Genomic DNA, 20064 nt, shown 5'->3' with positions numbered 1-20064 from the left:
TCTTCCTCCTTTATTTTTTACGACGGAAAAATGGTGGTGTACTTAATTCATCGTCACCTTTTGCTTTTGTTTCTTCACGATTGAATGTATCAAATTCTTTTTTTTCGATAGGTTCAAAATTCGTTTCTTCAACTCTAGGACGGACATTTTGTTCACGTCTGATGTCCCAGTCACCAAAACTGCTATTTTCTTCTTCAGCAGAGATTGGTTTTGCTTGATCCATATCTAAAACTGTTTTTTGAGTAGATGATTGCATTTGTGTTTGTCTAGCCGGACGACTAGACTTGCGTTCCTTTTTTGATTCGTCGATACCCGTTGCAATAACCGTTACACGGATTTCATCGCCCATTTCTTCATTGATTGATGTACCTAGAATGATGTTAACATCGCCTGTAGCAGCATTTGCTACGATATCTGAAGCATCTTGAGCTTCAAATAAAGTCATGTCTAATCCACCAGTGATGTTAAGCAAGACTTGCTCAGCTCCATCGATTGATGTTTCAAGAAGTGGAGAAGAAATAGCTTTCTTCGTTGCTTCGATCACACGTTCTTCACCGCTTGCTACACCGATACCCATTAACGCTGTTCCTTGGTTTTCCATAACAGTTTTCACATCAGCAAAGTCAAGGTTAACGTAACCTGGGGCTGTAATCAAATCTGAGATCCCTTGAACCCCTTGACGTAATACATTATCAGCTTCACGGAAAGCTTCTAACATTGGTGTTTTCTTGTCAACTACTTCAAGAAGACGGTTGTTTGAGATAATCAATAATGTATCGACGTTTTCTTTCAAACGTGCGATACCTTCAGCAGCAAATCTGCCACGTTTTGGTCCTTCAAAAGTGAATGGTCGAGTTACGACACCGACAGTTAAAGCACCAAGTTCTTTAGCAATTCCTGCTACGATTGGAGCAGCACCTGTACCAGTTCCGCCTCCCATACCTGCAGTAATGAAAATCATGTCAGCGCCATCTAAGGCTTCGCGTAAAGCTTGTTCACTTTCTTCGGCAGCTTTTTGACCAACTTCTGGTTGAGAGCCTGCACCTAGTCCGCGTGTATATTTAGGTCCTAATTGGATAACTGTTTCAGCTTTTGAATTTTTCAATGCTTGGACATCTGTGTTGGCAGTGATGAACTCAACACCTTTTACATTTTCTTCAATCATACGGTTAACAGCATTTCCACCGCCGCCACCGACACCGATGACTTTGATTACTGCGCCGTCATTGATATTATTATCAATTGAGAATTCCATATTTTATTCCTCCCAGGATGAATTAATCAAAAATTTTTGAAAAGAAACCTTTAATTTTAGTTGTTACATCTTCGTCTGATTTCTTTTGTTCAGGTTCGTCGTAGACCGTTTCTTCTGGAACATCATAGCTATCATTATCATATGATGTCACTTCTTGTTCTACAGTTGTGTGATGCGCGACCACTGTTTCACCTGTCACAGCAATTTTAGCCAATTGATAGACTTCACTCAAGTTAGCTGAGTAATCCACGATGCTGATCACATTAGTAAAGACTGGATTACGAAGTCCCATTTGGTTAGGTACATATAGCTTAACATTCACACCAAAAATCTCTTGTGCCAGATCAACAACACCTGGAAGGCTTGCAGCACCACCAGTTAGTACGATACCACCAGGTAACTCTAGTGCTTCGATTTGGTCTAACGCTTCTTTGGCTTTATTGAAAATCTGTTCCATACGGGCTGAAATCACTTCTGATAAATAGCGTTCATCCACTTTGACAGGTTCAGATTGACCGATCACATCTACTGGAAACTCTTCATTTGCAGAAGTACGTTCTGGATAAGCATCCCCATAATTGATTTTTAACGCTTCAGCATTATTGAATGACGTATTCAACACAATCGAGATATCTTTTGTGACGAACTCGCCACCTTCTTGATCTAGACTAGTGAACTTCAATTGTTTGTCATGCATAACAGCTGTTGTCGTTTGTCCACCGCCCATATCAATCACGATCGTTCCAAAATCTTTTTCTCCATCTGAAAGGATTGTTTCTGTTAAAGCTAATGGTGTAATGACTAATTCATTGACAACCAATCCTGCATTTTCTACACATTTACGGATATTATGAACAATCGTCTTTGGCCCAGTAAATAACAAGCCATACATTTCTAATCTGACACCGATCATTCCACGAGGATCTTTGATTCCTTCGAATCCATCAACGGTAAAGTCTTGTGGCAAAATTGATACGATTTGACGTTCAGGAGGAATTGAACGAACAAGGGCAGCTGAAGCCACGTTTCTGACATCTTCATCGGTGATTTCTTTCGAATCCCCGTTTACTGCAATCATTCCTTGGCAATTTTCCACTTCAAGCAAGTTTGCTGGTAGACCAACACTAACCCCTTTGATCTGTATTCCTGCTTTTTCTTCTGCTTGTCTTACTGCTCGTTGTATCGCTTGGACCGTTTTATCGATATCAACGATAATGCCGCGGTTAATCCCTTCTGATTTTGCGTTTCCTACTCCAATAATATTCATTTGGCTGTCGATATATTCAGCCACGACAACTTTGACAGATGTCGTTCCAATATCAAGGCCTACATACATTCCTGTTTTTGCCATGAACGGGATTCCCTCCTACTTACTATTCCATATACAAGCGAACAACTAACGTCCGTTTTTAAATATACTTTAATAGATATATTCACTGCCTTCAATTCTACCATAAATTACCGGTTTTTAGAAAGTAGATTATCACTTTTTAAAGCTGTTTTATTAATTTTCGGTTAAATCTGGAGACGATGAACTTGAATTGTCATCGATTTGGCTAGATTCACTTGTATTCTCTGACTGACCTGCTTGATTTGACTCAACTGATTCCGAAGATTGGTCTGACTGATCACTTGATGCTCCCGATTGTCCTGTGAGATTTTCGGTAGAACTTGTCTGCACAGATGGATCTGTTGCTTCGCCATTCTCCTTCTTGCTTTCACTGTAAGGATAAGAGAAAATCCCTACCTCCATATCAATGACGCCCTTTTCCTTCATCTCTTTAGCGACTTGTGGATAATATTTCATTTGACTGGCTAGATTTTGAATATTGACGATCACTTGGTTCCCATCATTCATATTTAGTTGGATCAAATTTTTATTGCTCTCTTTTGGTGTATATTTGATTTCTGAAATTGCTTTTTGTAATTCTGAAGTTAATTGATTATATTCTTTAACCAATTGACTAATTTTGGCGTTATCTGTGAAATTCTCTAGAATTGGTAAATTCTTAGTCGGATTTGCTACTTTTCCCTTTAAGACTTTTCCATTTTCGATTACAGGAAAATATTCGCCGTCCTTCATCACTAAAGCAATCTCTTTGTATTCTTTGATAGCCAACTCAAAAGTATTGATTGACTTAAAATGCAATTGTGCGCTCTCTACTCTTGGTTGTTCTTTTTTCAATGTATCAAGATATTGGTTTTTATGGAAATACTGACTCCAAACATTTCCATCAATTGCCAAATGAGAGTCGGCAATGGCTGTTTGACTCGTAATCATTTGGTTCCCTGAAACTGTTATCCCTTGCAGTCGACTATAAGGGGAAACATAATAAATCAAAAAAATCAGTGGGATCGTTAGGATTGAAATAATAAAAGTCAGTCTTCGATAAAGAACTTTATTTCGTTGATTTTTCAGATTCGGTAGCCGATTTAAAAAAGAGCCATTATAAGGACTACCAATTTTTGGCTGTTCAATTTTTTCAAATGGCTCAGAGTCTCCTTTTTTCATTGGATCAGAAGTGGTTGCTTCTTGCTTCTCACCTTCCGCTGAGTCTGCTTCTTTAGTAGCGGAAGTGGATGCTGCCGGCTCATTTGTATTTTCATTTTTTTCTTCTTTTTGCTCTTCTTTTTGTTCTTCCTTTTTTTCGTGTTCTGCCAAATATTTCCGGTTGGCCTTTTGCCAAGGAGTTAGATTTTGTTCACCCTCAGATTCATTTGGCAGCTTGTCTGGCTTTTTTTTCTTACTCACTAAGACCACACCACCTTTATTTTTGAATTAATGATTTTACTAGCTCGTACATTCTTTCTGATGCGTCTGGGATTCCTTGCTGTTTAGAAGCTAAAGACATTTGTTTCTGTAATTGATCATTAGTCATGATCTCTTCAATCGCTTGTTTTAGGGAACGTCCATCTAATTCGTCATCTTTGATCATCTTCGCTGCATTGTTTTTGACTAAGCTCATTGCATTTTTTGTCTGATGGTCATTCGTCACATAAGGACTTGGAATTAGAATAGCTGGCAAACCTAAAGCTGTTAATTCAGCAATCGAAGTCGCACCTGCTCTACCAACCAATAGATCGCTTGATGCCATTACTTCTGCCATTTTATTGATATAAGGCTGTATGCTGACATTGGCACAAGCAGGAACTTTCGTTTGGATATCTTTATAATAGCGTTCGCCTGAGGCATACAGAACCTGGTATTCCTGATCGAACGACATTAAAAATTCTGTCACTGCCTGATTGATTTTTAAAGCCCCTTGACTACCACCAAAAATCAAGACTGTTTTTTTCTCTGGATCAAGTCCATAAGTGGCTAGAATTTTCGATTTATCCATATCCGCAACTTCTTGCGCCCGAGGATTACCGATCAAAGACGATTTTTCTGCAGGAAAAAATGGAGCAGCATCTTCAAAAGAAAGTGCGATTCGATCCACATAGCGACTTAAAAATTTATTGGTGATGCCAGGCACACTATTTTGTTCATGGATGATCGTAGGAATCGCTAACTTAGATGCCGCATAGACTACTGCACCCGACACGTAGCCCCCAGTCCCAATCACCACATCTGGTTTAAATTCTTTTAAAATTTTTTTTGCTTCTCGAATACTTTTTAAAAAAAGTTGGATAGTCTTCAGATTATCTAGCGAAAGCTTCCGCTGAAATCCTTGTATTTCTAGCGTACGAAAAGGCATCCCGGTCTCAGGAACAATCTTATTTTCTAAGCCTCTTTGCGCTCCAACGTACATAAACTCAGTATTCGGCTCTTTTGTTTTTACATAATTGACGAAGGCTAGTGCTGGATAAATATGCCCGCCAGTTCCGCCACCAGTAACCAAAATTTTCATTCATTCTCGCTCGTTTCTACTTTTGTATAGTTAGTTTATTGACAGCTTCCATAAACCGTTCGCCTCTAATTTCAAAATTAGGGTATTGATCCCAACTTGCATTTGCTGGGGACAATAAGATCGAATCATCCTCTTCACTCAATTCAAGGGCGATCGGTACAGCGTCTTCTGCGTTTTCAGCTGCCTTGATCACAGGGATACCTGCTTTCTTGCCGGCATCCGCTAATCTATTTTGAGTTTCCCCAAAAGTGATCAACGCTTTGATGCCTTTTAAAGCTGGTATCAACTCATCAAATGAATTTCCCCGATCCAGACCTCCAGCGATTAATACTAATTGATCTAACTGAAAACCACTTAATGCCATTTTAGTAGCTAAAATATTAGTTGCTTTTGAATCGTTATAAAACTTCCTTCCTTGAAATTCCCCCACATACTGTGTACGATGCGGTACTCCATGGAAATGGTGTAAAGCATTTTTGATCGCTTCATTTGAGATACCATATAATTTAGCAACTGAGATGGCAGCTAGTGCGTTCTCAACATTGTGTGAACCAGGAACACCCAATTCTGTAATATCCATGATTTTTTCTTGGTTATAGTAGATACTACCATCTAAAGAATAGGCACCTTTAGGGAGTTTTTGTTCTGTCGCAAAAGGTAACACCGTTGCTTTAGTCTTTTTGCTGAGTCCTCTTAGCTCTTCTTGATTCCAATTCAAAATCAAATAATCTTTCTCTGTCATATTCTGTTGTAAATGCCATTTTGCTTTTACATATTCTTTTCTCGTTTTGTGGTAATCGATATGAGCCTCATAAATATTGGTTACTACTGCTACATGGGGACGAAAATCAGTGATTCCCATCAATTGGAAACTAGATAGTTCCATAACGATTTTATCGTCAGCTGTTGCTTCTTGCGCCACACTACTAGCTGGATAACCGATATTCCCGGCTAGGCGAGCTGTTCCTGGCAAATCACCAGCGTTCAATAACAAGCCTGTCATAGTTGTTGTTGTTGTTTTACCATTTGTTCCTGTAATCCCAATAATCGGACATTCCGCTACCTCGTAAGCTAATTCCACTTCCGTAATTACCGGAATACCCAGTTCTTGTGCTTTTTGAACAAATGGATGACTATACGGAATCCCCGGATTTTTCACCATCAAAGAAAATTCTTCATCCAATAATTCAATCGGATGGCTTCCAGCAATCACTTTGACTCCCAGTGATAGCAACTCTTGTGCTTCTGGATTTTCATCAAACGGCTTTCCGTCATTAACAGTGACAAGTGCGCCCAACTCATGTAACAGTTTGGCCGCACTAAATCCACTTTTCGCTAATCCAAGAACAAGGACTTTTTTGTTTTCATATGTTGAAATTTTTTTCATTTCCTGTCATCTCCTACCAAATGAACCATAGTGTTATTAAAGAAGTTACAATACTTACTAACCAAAAAATGATGTCGATCTTCCATTCCGACCAACCACACATTTCAAAATGATGATGGATAGGAGACATTTTGAAGATACGTTTTCCTGTTAATTTGAAAGAAGTAACTTGAAGCATCACACTTGCTGTCTCCATAACATAAATCAAACCAACTAATAACAATGTCCACTCTTGGTTTAGCATAATAGAAATTGCTGCCAATAATCCACCTAATGCCAGAGAACCAACATCGCCCATGAATATTTTGGCTGGTTTACGATTATAAGCAAAAAAGCCAAGTAACCCACCAAGCACACTTAAACAAATAACTAAGACATCATATTGTTGCTGATGCCAAGCAATGATCCCGTACGTTGCAAAAGAGATCGTTCCTAGTCCAGCAACTAATCCGTCAATCCCATCTGTCAGATTAACCGCGTTTGAAAAACCAACAAGCCAGAAAATAGCAAATACCCCATAGAATAGTCCAAGTGGCAACTCTATGCCAAAGAAATTTAACGTACCAGGATAGCCTTCTGAACGATAGACAAGATAAAAAATGATCCCGCCAATGATCTGCCCTAGCAGTTTTTGTTTAGAGTTTAGCCCCATGTTTCGTTTTTTAAAGATTTTAATGAAATCATCTAAAAATCCGATCACACCATATAAAGCTAAAACAAATAGTAGGATGAAAAGAGTAGGCGTCAACTGATTTTGCCAAGCGCCAACCCAAATTCCGGTTAATATTGCTGCAACTAAAAACACCAATCCACCCATCGTTGGAGTTCCGGCTTTTACATTATGCCATTTTGGTCCTTCTTCACGAATCGCCTGCCCTTGTTTTTTCATTTGAAAATACCCAATAAATAGTGGCATTGCTGCAATAGTCATTGCACAACTACTAACGATAGGAATCAATGCTTGTGTCCACTCCATACTCTTTTTCTCTCCCAATTCTATTCTTATTCTTCTAATGTAAAACTTAATTTTTTATCAGTGATTTTTTCATAGGGTGCTAAACTTTGCTCCTTACAGTAACCATCGCCATGGAAGGTGACTTCAACCCCTAAGATTTTCCCTAACTTCATAATATCTGCTTTGGACCAATCGGTGACATCAGGCATTAGCTTTTCTCCGCCTGTATACAAGATCAGTTTTTCGCCAGAAATCAATTGATCACCATTTGCAGTAGATTGTTTCTTCACTTTTTTCCCATCACCTACAACGATAGGTTGCAATCCACTTTTCTGTGCATCTGCTGCGGCAACGTCAGCACTTAGATTACGGTAATCTGCTACAGTGATTTTTTCTGTTTTTGCTTCTGGTGAATTTTCTTCTTCACTTTCTTGGAAGTCCATCGCACGTTTCATCAATGGATTAGCGATTTTAGCTAAAGCCATTCGATCGTAAGTCTTAGGATGTTTCATCGTAATGTATAAAACATACTCTGGATCTTCAGATGGAACCATTTCGACGATGGAATATAAGTATGCTGTATCGCCAGTTTGGTACCCACCTTTATCAGAAGCAATCTGTGCCGTACCAGTTTTAGCTGAAACATTATAACCCGGCACACTATATACCCCATATGCACTACCATAATTTTCGCTTTCAACTACGTCACGCATATATTCTCGTACTTTTTCGGTCGTTTCTTTTGAAAATGGTTGCCCCAATACTTCCGTTTGCGTTGTACGCTCTTCATTCGTTGCAGGATCTACAACTTTACTGATGTAGCGTGGTTGGATCATCGTTCCATTATTTGCGACGGAAGTGAAAGCTTTCATCATTTGGAAATTTGTAACACCAATCGCTTGCCCATAAGAACTCATTGCGCGGTCAACGATATTTTCTGTTGGCAAAGCACCATTTACTTCATCATCTAGACCTGAATGAGTACTTTGACCAAAGCCTAATTTTTGTAGGTAGTTGTACCAAGTACCGCCCATTCGTTGCTCTAGCATTACCATCCCAACATTACTTGACCAAGATAACGCTTGTCGCATCGTAAGAACTCCTTTTGCTCCAAAATCGTGGTCGTTGATCGTCGCATCAGCAACTTTTATTTTCCCAGATTGGTACGTTTCATTCTCATTGAATTTTCCTTCTTGGATCGCTGCTGCAGTCGTGAAGACTTTCATAGTTGAACCAGGCTCATAGCTATCTTGCACTAAGAAATTACGCCAAACAGCATCCTTGCCGGTTAAGCCTTCCATCGTTTCAGGATTAAAAGTAGGTCGTTGACCCATTGCTAGAATTTCTCCAGTTTTCGCTTTCATCAACATGGCTGTTAATTCTTCTGGTTGGTATTCTTCATTCACTTGATCCATAAGCGTTTCAAGGTAACTTTGTAAACGACTATCCAACGTCGTATAGATATCTTGTCCGTCAACTGCTTTCACTTCTTCTGCCACTGTTCCTGGTAGAGGATTTTGGTAGTTGTCTTTTTGGTAAACGATCTTCCCATTTTTACCACTTAAAATATCATTATAAGCAGCTTCTAGTCCGAGCTTTCCAACTAAGCCATTTTCATTTTTATCTGGAACAGCATAGCCGATAAAGTGGGAAGCAAATTCGCCGTTAGGATACATCCGTGCGGGATGATCTTCAAAATACAGACCGACTACTCCTGCTTTCTTCATATCGTCTTCTATATTCTGTTTGGTCTCTTGACTGATATTTTTTCCATAAGAACCAAATTCAACTTGATATAGATTATTTTTGGCGCCATCTTTTAAGATTTGTAAGGCATCGTTCTTTTCTATAGAGAGATTTTTATTTAGTATCTCGGCGATTTTGTCAAAGTTCTTTTCTTCGGCATACAATTTTTTGTCACCAGAAGTATAAGTTTTTGAAAGGATTGCTTTGATTGAGTAAGAAGTGGCATCTTCTGCCAAAGCGACCCCATTCCGATCATAGATCGTTCCACGTTTTGCTTTTACGACCTCGCTCCCTTTGTAAAGTTGTTCGGTCTTTTCTGCCAAAGAGGTTCCTGCCACGTGACCACCGATCACGATATAAGAAAAACGAACGGCAAATAAAAAGAACAATCCAATACTCGTAGCAAATAAAATGATACCTACTTTTTTGCGATTGTTCGTCGGATTTAGATTTTTCTTTTCCATAAACCGCCGGAATTTATTTTTAAGACTCATTTACTTCACTTTCCTTAAATTGTCGTCATTGATTGACAACCCTTTTTCTTCTGCGATTTTTTTGATTCGTTCAGTACGTGATAATTCATTTTTTTCCTGTACTAAACTAGTTTTTTCTTGGTTTTTTTGAGTGATCTCTGTTTGAATCGTTGTGATTGCTTTTTCGACACCACTAATATTTGTTCGTAACATGACTGTTAAGACACATAGTGCGATCACTGAAAAAATAATACTTACTACTGCTAATTTTTCTAAAACAGAAATATGTTTTAGGCGTTTAGCCGGTGATTGAGGGCGTACGATTTCTTGATTTGAATCTGGCAATTGTTGTTCTGGTTGATCAACCACTTCTGGTAAATCATATGGATATTCTTGGACTTTTTTTAATTCTGCCATTACGCTACTCCTCTTTCACTCGTATTTTTTCAGCAATCCGTAATTTTGCACTACGTGATCGATTATTTTCACTTAGTTCTTCTTCTGATGGAAGAATCGGTTTTCGATTAATCAACTTCAGCTCTGGCTGAAATTCTTCAGGAACAACCGGTAATCCGGGTGGTAAATCTTGAACGGTACTGTATTCTTTGAACATACTTTTGACAATTCGATCTTCTAATGAATGGAAGGTGATCACACTGATTCTTCCATTGATTTTTAATAGCCGAATCGCCTGTTCTAATGAAGCTTCTTCTGCACCTAATTCATCATTTACTGCAATTCTTATTGCTTGGAAAATTCGTTTAGCTGGGTGTCCACCTTTTCTTCTTGCTGGTGCAGGAATCACATCTTTAATGATTTCTACTAATTCACCAGTTGTTTGGATCGGATGGATTTTTCTTACTCGTTCAATTTCTCGAGCAATTTGTTTAGAAAATTTTTCTTCGCCATAACGAAAGAAGATTTTTACTAATTCATTATAGGAATACTCATTAACAACGTCATACGCTGACAGAGGTGCTGATTGATCCATACGCATATCCAAAGGAGCATCCTGATGATAACTAAAACCTCGTTCAGCTTCATCTAATTGTGGAGAAGATACGCCTAAATCATACAAAATACCATCGACTTGAGGAACATGCTCTTTTATTTTTGCTTCTAATTCACGAAAATTCGCTTTGATAAAAGTAACCATACCTTTTTCAATGTATGGGGCTAACCGTACTTTTGCATGATCAATGGCTTTTTGATCCTGATCGAATGCATAAAGGTGCCCGTTTGTATTTAATTGGCTCAAAAGATATTCACTATGTCCGGCACCGCCTAGTGTACAGTCTACATAAATGCCATCTGGTTTGATGTTCAAGCCATCTACCGTTTCTTTCAACATGACTGTATAGTGTTGAAATGTCTCAGTCATTAGTCAGCCTCTTCCTATTCTTATAGTCCAAAATCAATCATATTTTCAGCAATTTCATCAAAGTTTTCTGCTGCCACTTCAGAAAATTCTTGCCATCGTGCCTCATCCCAAATCTCGATTCGATTGGATACACCAATGACAACACATTCTTTCGTTAAAGCAGCGTAGTTTCTTAATGTACTGGGAATGTTGATCCGTCCTTGTTTATCTAATTCACATTCAGTGGCCGCCGAGTAAAAAAAACGCACAAAAGTTCGAGCATCTTTTTTCGCTAAAGGCATGTCGTTCAGTTTTGTTTCTAAATTCGCCCACTCTTTCATTGGATAGCCAAAAAGACAGCCATCTAATCCACGCGTGAGAACGAATTGTTCACCTAACTCTTCACGAAGTTTTGAAGGTACGATCATACGACCTTTTGTATCAATATTATGCCGAAATTCGCCCATGAACATTGAAACTACCCCCATCTCTCCACTAACTAAAATTAGTCTACCACAATCCCCCACTTTCTACCACCTTTTATGGGAAATCAGAGAATAACTTTTTTATTAGTAAAAAAAATTTTAAGAATCAAGCTGTAAAAAGTCTTTAAAAAGTCTTTTTACAGCTTGATTGGCTTTTTATCAAAGATACGAGAGAAGATTTAAGACGATTAAAACGACATAAAAACCACTTGTTAACAAGAAAGCTAAACGCCAAGTCATTTTAAGATAACGTGAATAGATAATTTCATCATAGTAATACGCCTGGAATACAGCGATACAAATCGCCATCAACAAAAGTGAAATCATAAAGAAAGGCAGGAAGGAAACTGTCGCAGAATTGCGTGACAATGCATGCATCCCTCCCCATAAAAAAGGAACGGCAAGATCAGGCGCTTTGATTTTAAAACGACGATCTAATGAAAAAATTTTCACTAAAAAATTACAGCCAAACAACACGATGGCTGGAAAGATATACCAAAATAAAACAAGTGGCGTAAAAGTGCCCATCTAACAAAACTCCCTTTCATAGTTGGTTCAAGTATACCTGATGTATTTTACACAACTATTTCATTTATTTTAAATTTATAAAGTTTTCTACTATTTTTACTTCTTAGATAAAAATCTAATCCAAATTGTATGAGTCCACTCCTTTAATACTACCTTTTTCCTGTTCCTAGCCAATCCCATTTTCCAAGCTCTTTCACTGTGTTCTATTCTGATATTCGTTATAATAGATGAAAGAGCGTATTAGGAGGTTCAAAAATGATCAAGTATTTTTCTATCGAGGATCGACAATTGGTCAATACTCAAAAAGAAACAGCAGATACGATTTGGTATTGCGTCGAACGTCCAAGTGAAGATGAAATCCAACAAATCACACACCAATTTCAAATTCCGTCTGATTACATTACTTCTATTTTAGACGATGCTGAAAATTCACGAGAAGAAGAATTTAATCAGACTAAATTAACAAAACCAGCGTTATTATTATTGCAATACCCGTTTCCAAAAACAAGCCCAAGCGGCTATTTTCAAGTAGATACTTACCCTTTTTCTATTATTGTGACACCTAAAAAAAAGCTTATCACAATTACGAATCATGAACCACTCTTTTTGAAAAAAGTATTTAGTCAAGCTTTTACTGAAAATGATTTACCAGCCAACTTAAATATCTTCATGCAATTATTGTGGCAAATTACTTTTTCCTACAATACTTATCTCAGCACCTTACAATCACAATGCGATGTCTTGGAAAAACAATTGCGTGTCTCAACAGAAAATAGTCAACTGTATCAAATCATGGATATCCAAAAAAGCTTGGTTTATTTCAAAGAAGCAACAACGGCTAACTTGACCACTTTAAAAACCTTAGTAAAAAACAAAACGATTCAAGAAAACCACGCTTTAAAAAATCATCTCCATGATGTGATTATTGAAACCGAACAATCACGCACTACCGCTCGAATTCAATTAAAACTAGTTGAACAAATGAATCAAACCTTTTCAGCGATTGTTTCTAATAATCTAAACAATATTATGAAAATTTTAACTTCTCTAACGATCATCTTAACGATCCCGACCATCATTGGTAGTCTATATGGAATGAATATCAAGCTTCCTATTGCAGGAAGGGACGATGCGTTTTTATGGATTATTCTACTGATGATTTTTATCAGTATCGCTACTGCTTATTATTTAAAAAAGGGAAAGTTTTTGTAACCGTCCCCTTGTGAAGAAAAGTAAAAGGAGTTAAACTAAAGACAACTAAAAAATTTCGAGGTAAAAATTATGCGCGAGAATAAACAAACAAGTACTTTTTCAAAAATCACTAAATTCGTTGTTTGGACCATGTTGATCTTAACGATTGGTTCAGTTGTCTTGACTGCAGTTATGAGTGTCATGTAAGAATGGCTTAAAAACCAATAAGTCCCGCACTTCCTAAAAAGAAGTGCGGGACTTGTTTTTTACCCTGCTAGGAAAGAATGTTCGCTTGCTAATGGTTCGTTTTTTATAAGAAAGCCAAGTGTCGTTTTAGTTGCTGCCATACAAGTAGCATCTCTGAGTCAAATAACTGTTCATTCTAAGATATCCTCTTCTCTTAGACTGCTCAGGCTTCTACCTATTTTTCTATTTACTTGCTAAGCGTAATAATTCTTTGGCATGCTCGACTGTTAGTGGGGTAATTTCACTTCCAGCTAACATTCGGGCAATTTCGGTCTCTCGTTGTGTGGGTTGTAGTTCGGTAACCGATGTTTGGGTACGCCCATCAATGACTTCTTTTTGAATATAGTATTGAAAATCGGCAACTGCAGCGACTTGCGGTAGATGGGTAATACACAAAACTTGTGAGTGACATGAGATCTGTGAGATCTTATCTGCAATCGCTTGGGCAACTCGACCGCTTACTCCTGTATCCACTTCATCAAAAATGATACTAGTCACACCTTGTTCTGAAGAAAAAATAGTTTTTAACGCCAACAACATACGTGATAGTTCCCCGCCTGAGGCAACTTTTACTAATGGCTTCAATGGTTCTCCAGGATTTGTGGTTATGTAAAATTCCACTTGGTCCAATCCATTAGCATCTAATTGTCCATTTTTTTCAGATGAAAAACGGACTTCAAACTCCGTGTTTTCCATATACAGACTTTTTAATTCCGTTAAGATTGATTTTTCTAGTTCTTTAGCGATTTTTTTTCTTGTTTTATGCAGTGCTAATGCTTGTTCTTGCAAGAACGTTTCTTTTTTAGTTAATTCCAGTTGCATTTTTTCTAGTTGACCTTCTGAGAAATCAGAAGAATCCAGTTCTTTAGTGATTTCTTCGTAATAATCAAGGATTGCTTCCACTGACTCCCCATATTTGCGTTTCAACTGACGAATCAATTCAAGCCGTTGATTGACTTCTTCTAATCGGTTTTCATCCAATTCCAGCAGATCGATTTGGCGACTCATGTCACCAATGGCATCTTGAAGTAAATAATAAGCACTTTGAACATTCTCAACGATTGCTTCATATTCATTATCTAGATGAGCAATGCTTTGTAGTTCAGAAACAGCTAAACCAACGTTATCCACACTACTGGGTTCTCCCGCACTCAATGCACTATAACCACTAGCAAAACTATCCACGATCTTTTGATAATTGCTTAATTTTTCTCTTTCCTCGCTTAACTGTTCCTCTTCGCCAACTTGTAAATCAGCTGCTGCGATTTCTTCTTGTTGAAAATGAAGCATGTCGATCCGTTGAACAAATGATTTTTCATTTTGTTGGACTTTCCGCATTTTTCGTTCGAGCTCACGATAGATAGCATACTCTTTTTGATATTTTTTCTTTTGTTGTTGAAAAGTACGATCACCAAAACGATCCAATAAATTTAAATGGGCTTCTGGTTGTAATAGCTCCTGGTGTTCATTTTGTCCTTGAATATCAACTAGATAACTTCCGATCCTTCTAAGGTTTGCCAGCGTAACAATATGTCCATTGACTCGGCAGACATTTTTACCCGTTAATGCCATATCACGACGAACAATCAAGTTATCACCATCTGATTCGATGCCAAGTTCTTCCATCAATTCAGTAAATCCTTCTTGACTTGGCCATTCAAACAACCCTTCTAAGATACACTTATCGGCTCCTTGGCGAATATAATCACTGGAGCCTCTACCACCAGCCAGTAATCCAAGGGCATCAATGATAATCGATTTACCTGCCCCGGTCTCGCCAGTTAGAGCTGTCATTCCTTTATGGAAAGACAAATGCAATTCCGGAATAATCGCAAAATTAGTAATACTGATCTCTTGTAACAAGGCAACCACTCCTCAACTCAAAGGTAATGTAAAAAATCCATTTTCAATGCAACTGCATCTTCTTCTGTTCGTGTGATCATCAACACATTATCGTCATCATTAATGATGGAAAACAATTCTTTTTTATATCGTTTATCAATTAAATTAGCCGCAGCAGAAGCGTTGCCTGGTAAAGTTTTTAAAATGACGAATTTTTCCATTTGATCAACAGCCACAAATGCATCTTTCAATAACTTTTCTAATTTCGTACTAACGTCTTCAGTAGTTTCTGCAGGAAGACTATAGCGATAACCTCCATCAGCTGCAGGAACTTTGATGAGTTTGAGTTCTTTGATATCTCTGGAAATCGTTGCCTGCGTCACTGAAATCCCTTTGTTTTTCAGGATCTCCACAAATTCTTCTTGTTTTCTGATATCATTTTCATTTAGTAGCCGGGTAATCAAACGATGCCGATCTTTTTTTCGCATACGTTCTTCGCTCCTTTACGTATTCTTCCTTACTATGATAGCTTATTTCAAACGCTTAATAAAGAAGAATCCGCTGTCTTCTTTATTGCTTGCCCGTCATTATTTGTGGTTAAACTGGTTGTGGGCTTCTTGGACGATTTTTTCGGGCGCCACATCTGGAGATAACGTTCCTTGATCAGAAACTTTTTTCAAATGGGCTAAAAATTCAATGTTCCCTTCTCCACCGGTTATTGGCGAATAACTTAAATCTAATACATCATACCCATGCATCGCAGCAAAGTGTAAAATATCCTCAATCACTTGTACATGTGTCTGAGGGTCACGAACGATCCCATTCTTGCCAACTGCTTCTTTCCCCGCTTCAAATTGTGGTTTGATCAAAGCAATCACTTCGCCACCGTCAACTAAAATTTCGTGTAATGGCACTAACATCAAACGTAAAGAAATGAATGATACATCGATGACGGCAATCTCTGGGGTTCCTTCTTGAAAATCTTCTGGTTTGGCATAACGAAAATTCGCTCTTTCCATTACTACAACTCGTTCATCTTGTCTGATTTTCCAAGCTAATTGATTATACCCAACATCCAGAGCATAACTCATTTTTGCACCATTTTGTAAAGCCGCATCGGTAAAACCACCCGTTGATGCTCCAATATCCAATAATATTTTACCTTCTACAGATAAATCAAAGACCTTTAGTGCCTTTTCTAATTTCAATCCTCCACGAGAAACATAAGGTAATTTTTTGCCTTTGATCTGTAATTCACTACTTACAGGGATTTTTTCCCCTGGCTTATCGAAACGTTCATTTTTTTCGTTATAGATCAAACCAGCCATAACTGAACGTTTGGCTTGCTCTCTCGTTTCAAACAAGCCTTGTTTGACTGCTAAAACGTCTACGCGTTCTTTTTCCATTTTTTTCTCCATTTCTATACACTGAATTGCTGAACTAATTGACGTAAAAGTTGCCCATCAAATGAACACACCGTTTGTTCTAACTGATCAATCATTCGATTCGCCGCATCAATCTCATTTTCAAGTGCGCTTTTTGTTTCTTCGATACCTAATAAACCTGGATAGGTCGTTTTTTCCATTTTAGCATCTTTACCAGCTGTTTTACCTAATACTTCAGTCGTGCTAACCACATCGAGCAGATCATCACGGATTTGAAAAGCAAGTCCTAGATGACTGGCTAATTTTTGTAGGCTAGCTAAAACTTCCTCCGGTTGGTTTGCTAATACTCCTCCCGCTAATAAAGCGTAGTGCATCAAGCGACCAGTTTTTCTTTCGTGGATAAACATTAATTCCTCTAATGTTAATTGTTTTGTTTCTCCCTCGATATCCGCTGCTTGACCAGCAACCATCCCTTGGGTACCAGCATTGATTGCTAATTGTTGCAGCAGTAAAAGTTTTGGTGAGTTCGCTAAATGAGCCATACTGATGAGTTGAAAGGCACCTGTCAATAACCCATCTCCTGCTAAAATAGCCAGTGCTTCCCCGTAGACTTTATGGTTTGTTGGTTTTCCGCGGCGTAGATCATCATTGTCCATTGCCGGAAGATCATCGTGAATCAACGAATACGTGTGGATCATTTCCAAAGCAGCTGCTACTTGATAAGTTGTTGTATTGATCGATTCGCCAAACGCAGCTACTGTACTCAGTAAAAGCAAAGGACGAATCCGTTTGCCTCCAGCGCGAACGGAATAAAGCATACTTTCTTTCAACTGTTCATCAGAAGTGTAGTCATTTAGAAAAGAAACAATTTCTTCTTCTACAGAAGATAGATGGATCGTTGAAAAATCAGCCAACTTCATTATGCTTCCTCATTTCCTTCAAAAGTAACTTCTTCATTTGCCTCTGACATCATTTTCGTCAAGGTTTTTTCAGCTTTAGTTAAAGTATCTTGGCAATGCTTACTTAATTCCATTCCTCGTTTAAAAGCATCTAAAGCAGATTCTAAAGGTACATCACCTTGTTCTAATTCCATGACAATTTTTTCTAATTCTTGTAATGATTCCTCAAATGTCGGATTTTCCATATTGATCATTCTCCTTCTTCTACTTCTTGTACCGTAGCATTCACTTGTCCGTCTTGGTAATGGATCGTGATCGTATCCTCAGGCTTCATCTCTGTCACACTTTTCACGACACGCCCTTCGATTGTTGTGTAATTGTATCCTCGCCCCATGATTTTCAACGGACTAAGCAAATCTAATGATTGAATCGCTTGTTGGAAACGTTGCTGCTGGCTCTGCATATATTGTTCCATTTTTTCAGCTAACCGCTTCTCTAAGTAGTCTGTTTCTTGCTTGGCAGATTTCACTCGATAAGTCGGTGCAACTTGTGCCAACTGATGGTTCAAGCGAACCGTTTGTTTTTCTTTCAAATGATAAATTTGTTGTGTCGCTTGGAACAAGCGCTGTTTGAACTGATCAAGCTTAATTGTTTGTCCTTCATACAGACGTTCCGGTTGACGGAAAACATATGATTGTTTTGCTCGTTCAAAACGTTCTTGTTTGCGTTGAATTTGACGCAAAAAGGCCTGTTCAAGCCTTGCTTGCCGTTCTTTCAGCTTCAACAATACTTCAGATAAAACAGGAACAGCTAATTCAGCTGCCGCCGTCGGTGTGGCTGCTCGTACATCTGCTGCTAAATCAGCAATAGTAGTATCCGTCTCATGCCCAACTGAAGAAATCACAGGTGTTCGTGCCTCAAAAATGGCACGTGCTACTCTTTCTTCATTAAATGGCCACAAGTCTTCAATCGATCCGCCGCCACGCCCAATGATCATCGTGTCGAAATCTCCCAGTTCTTCAACACGACGGATATTTTCAACGATATTGTCAGCTGCTTGATTTCCTTGCACCACCGTGGGGAATAGGACGAGTTGGGCGATGGGGTAACGTCTTTTGACAGTTGTGATGATATCTCGGATAACTGCACCGCTTGGACTGGTCAAAACTGCAATTCTTTTTGGAAAACGTGGAAGAGCTTGCTTATGTTCCGGCTTAAAAAGACCTTCTTTTCGCAATTTTTCTTTTCGTTCTTCTAATTCTTGATATAGCGCTCCTACACCATCAGGTTCCATGTGTTCAACGTAAATCTGATAAGAACCAGAAGCTTCATAAAGAGAGATCCGTCCGACAACTAATACTTTCATCCCTTCTTTGGGCTGGAACCGCAATTTTTGAAATGCACCTTTAAACATGATTGCTGAGATTTTTGCATGGTCATCTTTTAAACTAAAATATTGATGTGCATTTGCTCTCAAACGAAAATTCGAGATTTCACCTGTTAAATAGACCCTTTCAAGATAAGGGTCTACATCAAATTTCCTTTTTAAATACTTGGTTAATGTGGTTACTGTTAAATATTCTTGTGTCATCTACTCACCTGCTTCAGCAGCCAGCACGGTTTGATACATCAGCATCGTAATCGTCATAGGTCCTACTCCTTTAGGGACTGGAGTGATATAGCTTGCTAAAGGTTCTACTTCATCAAATTTTACATCACCGATCAATTTCCCATGCTCATCACGATTCATACCAACATCGATCACCACTGCGCCTGGTTTGATAAATTCCTTAGTAACAAAATGGCCTCGCCCAATCGCTACAACTAAAATATCAGCTTCTTTTGCAAGTTCAGCAAGGTTAGCCGTTTTTGAATGAGCAATCGTTACTGTAGCATCTGCCATCAATAATAATTGTGCCATTGGTTTCCCTACAATATTGCTACGTCCGATCACCAGCGCCCGCTTCCCTGTCAAATCGATATCATAAGCTGCGAACATTTTCATGATGCCATATGGCGTACAAGGAATCTTATCCGGGTTACCAGCTAATAATCGTCCTAAATTCATTGGATGAAAACCATCTACATCTTTTTTAGGATCAATTGCTAATAAGACTTTTTCTTCATCAATGTGTTTTGGCAATGGCAACTGAACAAGAATCCCGTGAAAATTTGGGTCTTGATTATATTTTTCGATTTCAGCTAACAACGTTTCTTCAGAGATCGTGCTTGGGTAACGTTCAACTTTTGAATGGATCCCGATTGATTTTGCGGAACGTTCTTTATTACGTACATAAACCTGACTGGCTGGATTTTCTCCTACTAATAAAACGACCAATCCGGGGGAGATCGATTTTGTTTTTAATTCGCTCACTTTTATCGCAATCTCTGCTTGCATTTTTTCAGCTAGTTCTTTTCCATTAATCAATTCTGCCATACGATCACTCCCAGATTTTTTTGT

Annotated in this window: 20 protein-coding genes; 2 read left to right on the top strand and 18 right to left on the bottom strand. The window is 38.4% G+C overall.

Annotated features, from left to right (window positions below):
• Positions 1 to 10 precede the first annotated feature (10 nt).
• The 11 genes from ftsZ to IGJ27_RS03460 all read right to left on the bottom strand — a co-directional run bounded on the left by ftsZ (position 11) and on the right by IGJ27_RS03460 (position 12040).
• The gene (gene ftsZ / locus IGJ27_RS03510; RefSeq protein ID WP_010719775.1) at positions 11 to 1255 is read right to left on the bottom strand and encodes a cell division protein FtsZ; all 1245 of its coding nucleotides are present in this window, start codon (positions 1253 to 1255) and stop codon (positions 11 to 13) included.
• Between the two features lie 22 nt (positions 1256 to 1277).
• Positions 1278 to 2606, bottom strand: coding sequence for a cell division protein FtsA (gene ftsA, locus IGJ27_RS03505; protein WP_010719776.1), 1329 nt, complete (start codon positions 2604 to 2606; stop codon positions 1278 to 1280).
• 153 nt (positions 2607 to 2759) lie between these two features.
• Positions 2760 to 4007 carry a cell division protein FtsQ/DivIB gene (locus tag IGJ27_RS03500; RefSeq protein WP_178306108.1) on the bottom strand — a complete coding sequence of 416 codons (1248 nt, stop codon included), beginning with the start codon at positions 4005 to 4007 and terminating at the stop codon, positions 2760 to 2762.
• Between the two features lie 16 nt (positions 4008 to 4023).
• Positions 4024 to 5106 (bottom strand): undecaprenyldiphospho-muramoylpentapeptide beta-N-acetylglucosaminyltransferase, encoded by a 1083-nt coding sequence (gene murG / locus IGJ27_RS03495; RefSeq protein WP_094940966.1) that lies wholly within the window; start codon positions 5104 to 5106, stop codon positions 4024 to 4026.
• Positions 5107 to 5122: 16 nt separating this feature from the next.
• Positions 5123 to 6493, bottom strand: a complete 1371-nt coding sequence (murD, locus tag IGJ27_RS03490) for a UDP-N-acetylmuramoyl-L-alanine--D-glutamate ligase (protein ID WP_178306109.1) — start codon at positions 6491 to 6493, stop codon at positions 5123 to 5125.
• A gap of 13 nt (positions 6494 to 6506) precedes the next feature.
• Positions 6507 to 7469: a phospho-N-acetylmuramoyl-pentapeptide-transferase gene (gene mraY / locus IGJ27_RS03485; RefSeq protein WP_010719780.1), complete on the bottom strand. Its 963-nt coding sequence runs from the start codon at positions 7467 to 7469 to the stop codon at positions 6507 to 6509.
• A 26-nt stretch (positions 7470 to 7495) separates the two neighbouring features.
• A complete protein-coding gene (locus tag IGJ27_RS03480; protein WP_010719781.1) occupies positions 7496 to 9688 on the bottom strand; it encodes a penicillin-binding transpeptidase domain-containing protein in 2193 nt (730 codons plus the stop codon).
• Complete coding sequence (gene ftsL / locus IGJ27_RS03475; RefSeq protein ID WP_010719782.1) at positions 9689 to 10084, bottom strand: cell division protein FtsL; 396 nt, start codon at positions 10082 to 10084, stop codon at positions 9689 to 9691. It abuts the gene before it with no gap.
• 4 nt (positions 10085 to 10088) lie between these two features.
• Entirely contained in the window at positions 10089 to 11048 is a 960-nt protein-coding gene (gene rsmH / locus IGJ27_RS03470; RefSeq protein WP_053766114.1) for a 16S rRNA (cytosine(1402)-N(4))-methyltransferase RsmH, read from the bottom strand.
• Between the two features lie 20 nt (positions 11049 to 11068).
• The gene (mraZ, locus tag IGJ27_RS03465) at positions 11069 to 11500 is read right to left on the bottom strand and encodes a division/cell wall cluster transcriptional repressor MraZ (protein ID WP_014834189.1); all 432 of its coding nucleotides are present in this window, start codon (positions 11498 to 11500) and stop codon (positions 11069 to 11071) included.
• Positions 11501 to 11671: 171 nt separating this feature from the next.
• Positions 11672 to 12040, bottom strand: a complete 369-nt coding sequence (locus IGJ27_RS03460) for a DUF3397 domain-containing protein (RefSeq protein WP_010719785.1) — start codon at positions 12038 to 12040, stop codon at positions 11672 to 11674.
• A gap of 255 nt (positions 12041 to 12295) precedes the next feature.
• Between IGJ27_RS03460 and IGJ27_RS03455 the strand changes: the two genes are divergently transcribed.
• Positions 12296 to 13252 carry a magnesium transporter CorA family protein gene (locus IGJ27_RS03455; RefSeq protein ID WP_010719786.1) on the top strand — a complete coding sequence of 319 codons (957 nt, stop codon included), beginning with the start codon at positions 12296 to 12298 and terminating at the stop codon, positions 13250 to 13252.
• A gap of 69 nt (positions 13253 to 13321) precedes the next feature.
• Positions 13322 to 13438, top strand: a complete 117-nt coding sequence (locus IGJ27_RS03450) for a DUF4044 domain-containing protein (RefSeq protein WP_010719787.1) — start codon at positions 13322 to 13324, stop codon at positions 13436 to 13438.
• A gap of 222 nt (positions 13439 to 13660) precedes the next feature.
• Here the strand turns inward: IGJ27_RS03450 and recN are convergent, their stop codons facing one another.
• The 7 genes from recN to IGJ27_RS03415 form a co-directional block, all read right to left on the bottom strand.
• The gene (gene recN, locus IGJ27_RS03445) at positions 13661 to 15340 is read right to left on the bottom strand and encodes a DNA repair protein RecN (RefSeq protein WP_010719788.1); all 1680 of its coding nucleotides are present in this window, start codon (positions 15338 to 15340) and stop codon (positions 13661 to 13663) included.
• Between the two features lie 17 nt (positions 15341 to 15357).
• Positions 15358 to 15807, bottom strand: coding sequence for an arginine repressor (gene argR / locus IGJ27_RS03440; RefSeq protein WP_010719789.1), 450 nt, complete (start codon positions 15805 to 15807; stop codon positions 15358 to 15360).
• 99 nt (positions 15808 to 15906) lie between these two features.
• A complete protein-coding gene (locus tag IGJ27_RS03435; protein ID WP_010738204.1) occupies positions 15907 to 16725 on the bottom strand; it encodes a TlyA family RNA methyltransferase in 819 nt (272 codons plus the stop codon).
• Between the two features lie 14 nt (positions 16726 to 16739).
• Positions 16740 to 17624: a polyprenyl synthetase family protein gene (locus IGJ27_RS03430; protein WP_010719791.1), complete on the bottom strand. Its 885-nt coding sequence runs from the start codon at positions 17622 to 17624 to the stop codon at positions 16740 to 16742.
• A complete protein-coding gene (locus tag IGJ27_RS03425) occupies positions 17624 to 17848 on the bottom strand; it encodes an exodeoxyribonuclease VII small subunit (protein WP_010719792.1) in 225 nt (74 codons plus the stop codon). The genes IGJ27_RS03430 and IGJ27_RS03425 overlap by 1 nt, the downstream gene beginning before the upstream one ends.
• A gap of 5 nt (positions 17849 to 17853) precedes the next feature.
• Positions 17854 to 19194, bottom strand: coding sequence for an exodeoxyribonuclease VII large subunit (gene xseA, locus IGJ27_RS03420; protein WP_034698802.1), 1341 nt, complete (start codon positions 19192 to 19194; stop codon positions 17854 to 17856).
• Positions 19195 to 20040, bottom strand: a complete 846-nt coding sequence (locus IGJ27_RS03415; RefSeq protein ID WP_094940963.1) for a bifunctional methylenetetrahydrofolate dehydrogenase/methenyltetrahydrofolate cyclohydrolase — start codon at positions 20038 to 20040, stop codon at positions 19195 to 19197.
• Positions 20041 to 20064 lie beyond the last annotated feature (24 nt).

The organism is Enterococcus sp. DIV1726a (assembly GCF_051710985.1).
Taxonomy (GTDB): domain Bacteria; phylum Bacillota; class Bacilli; order Lactobacillales; family Enterococcaceae; genus Enterococcus_B; species Enterococcus_B hirae.
Note: the sequence above shows the minus strand (reverse complement) of the source record. Positions and strands in the feature narration are given on the sequence as shown.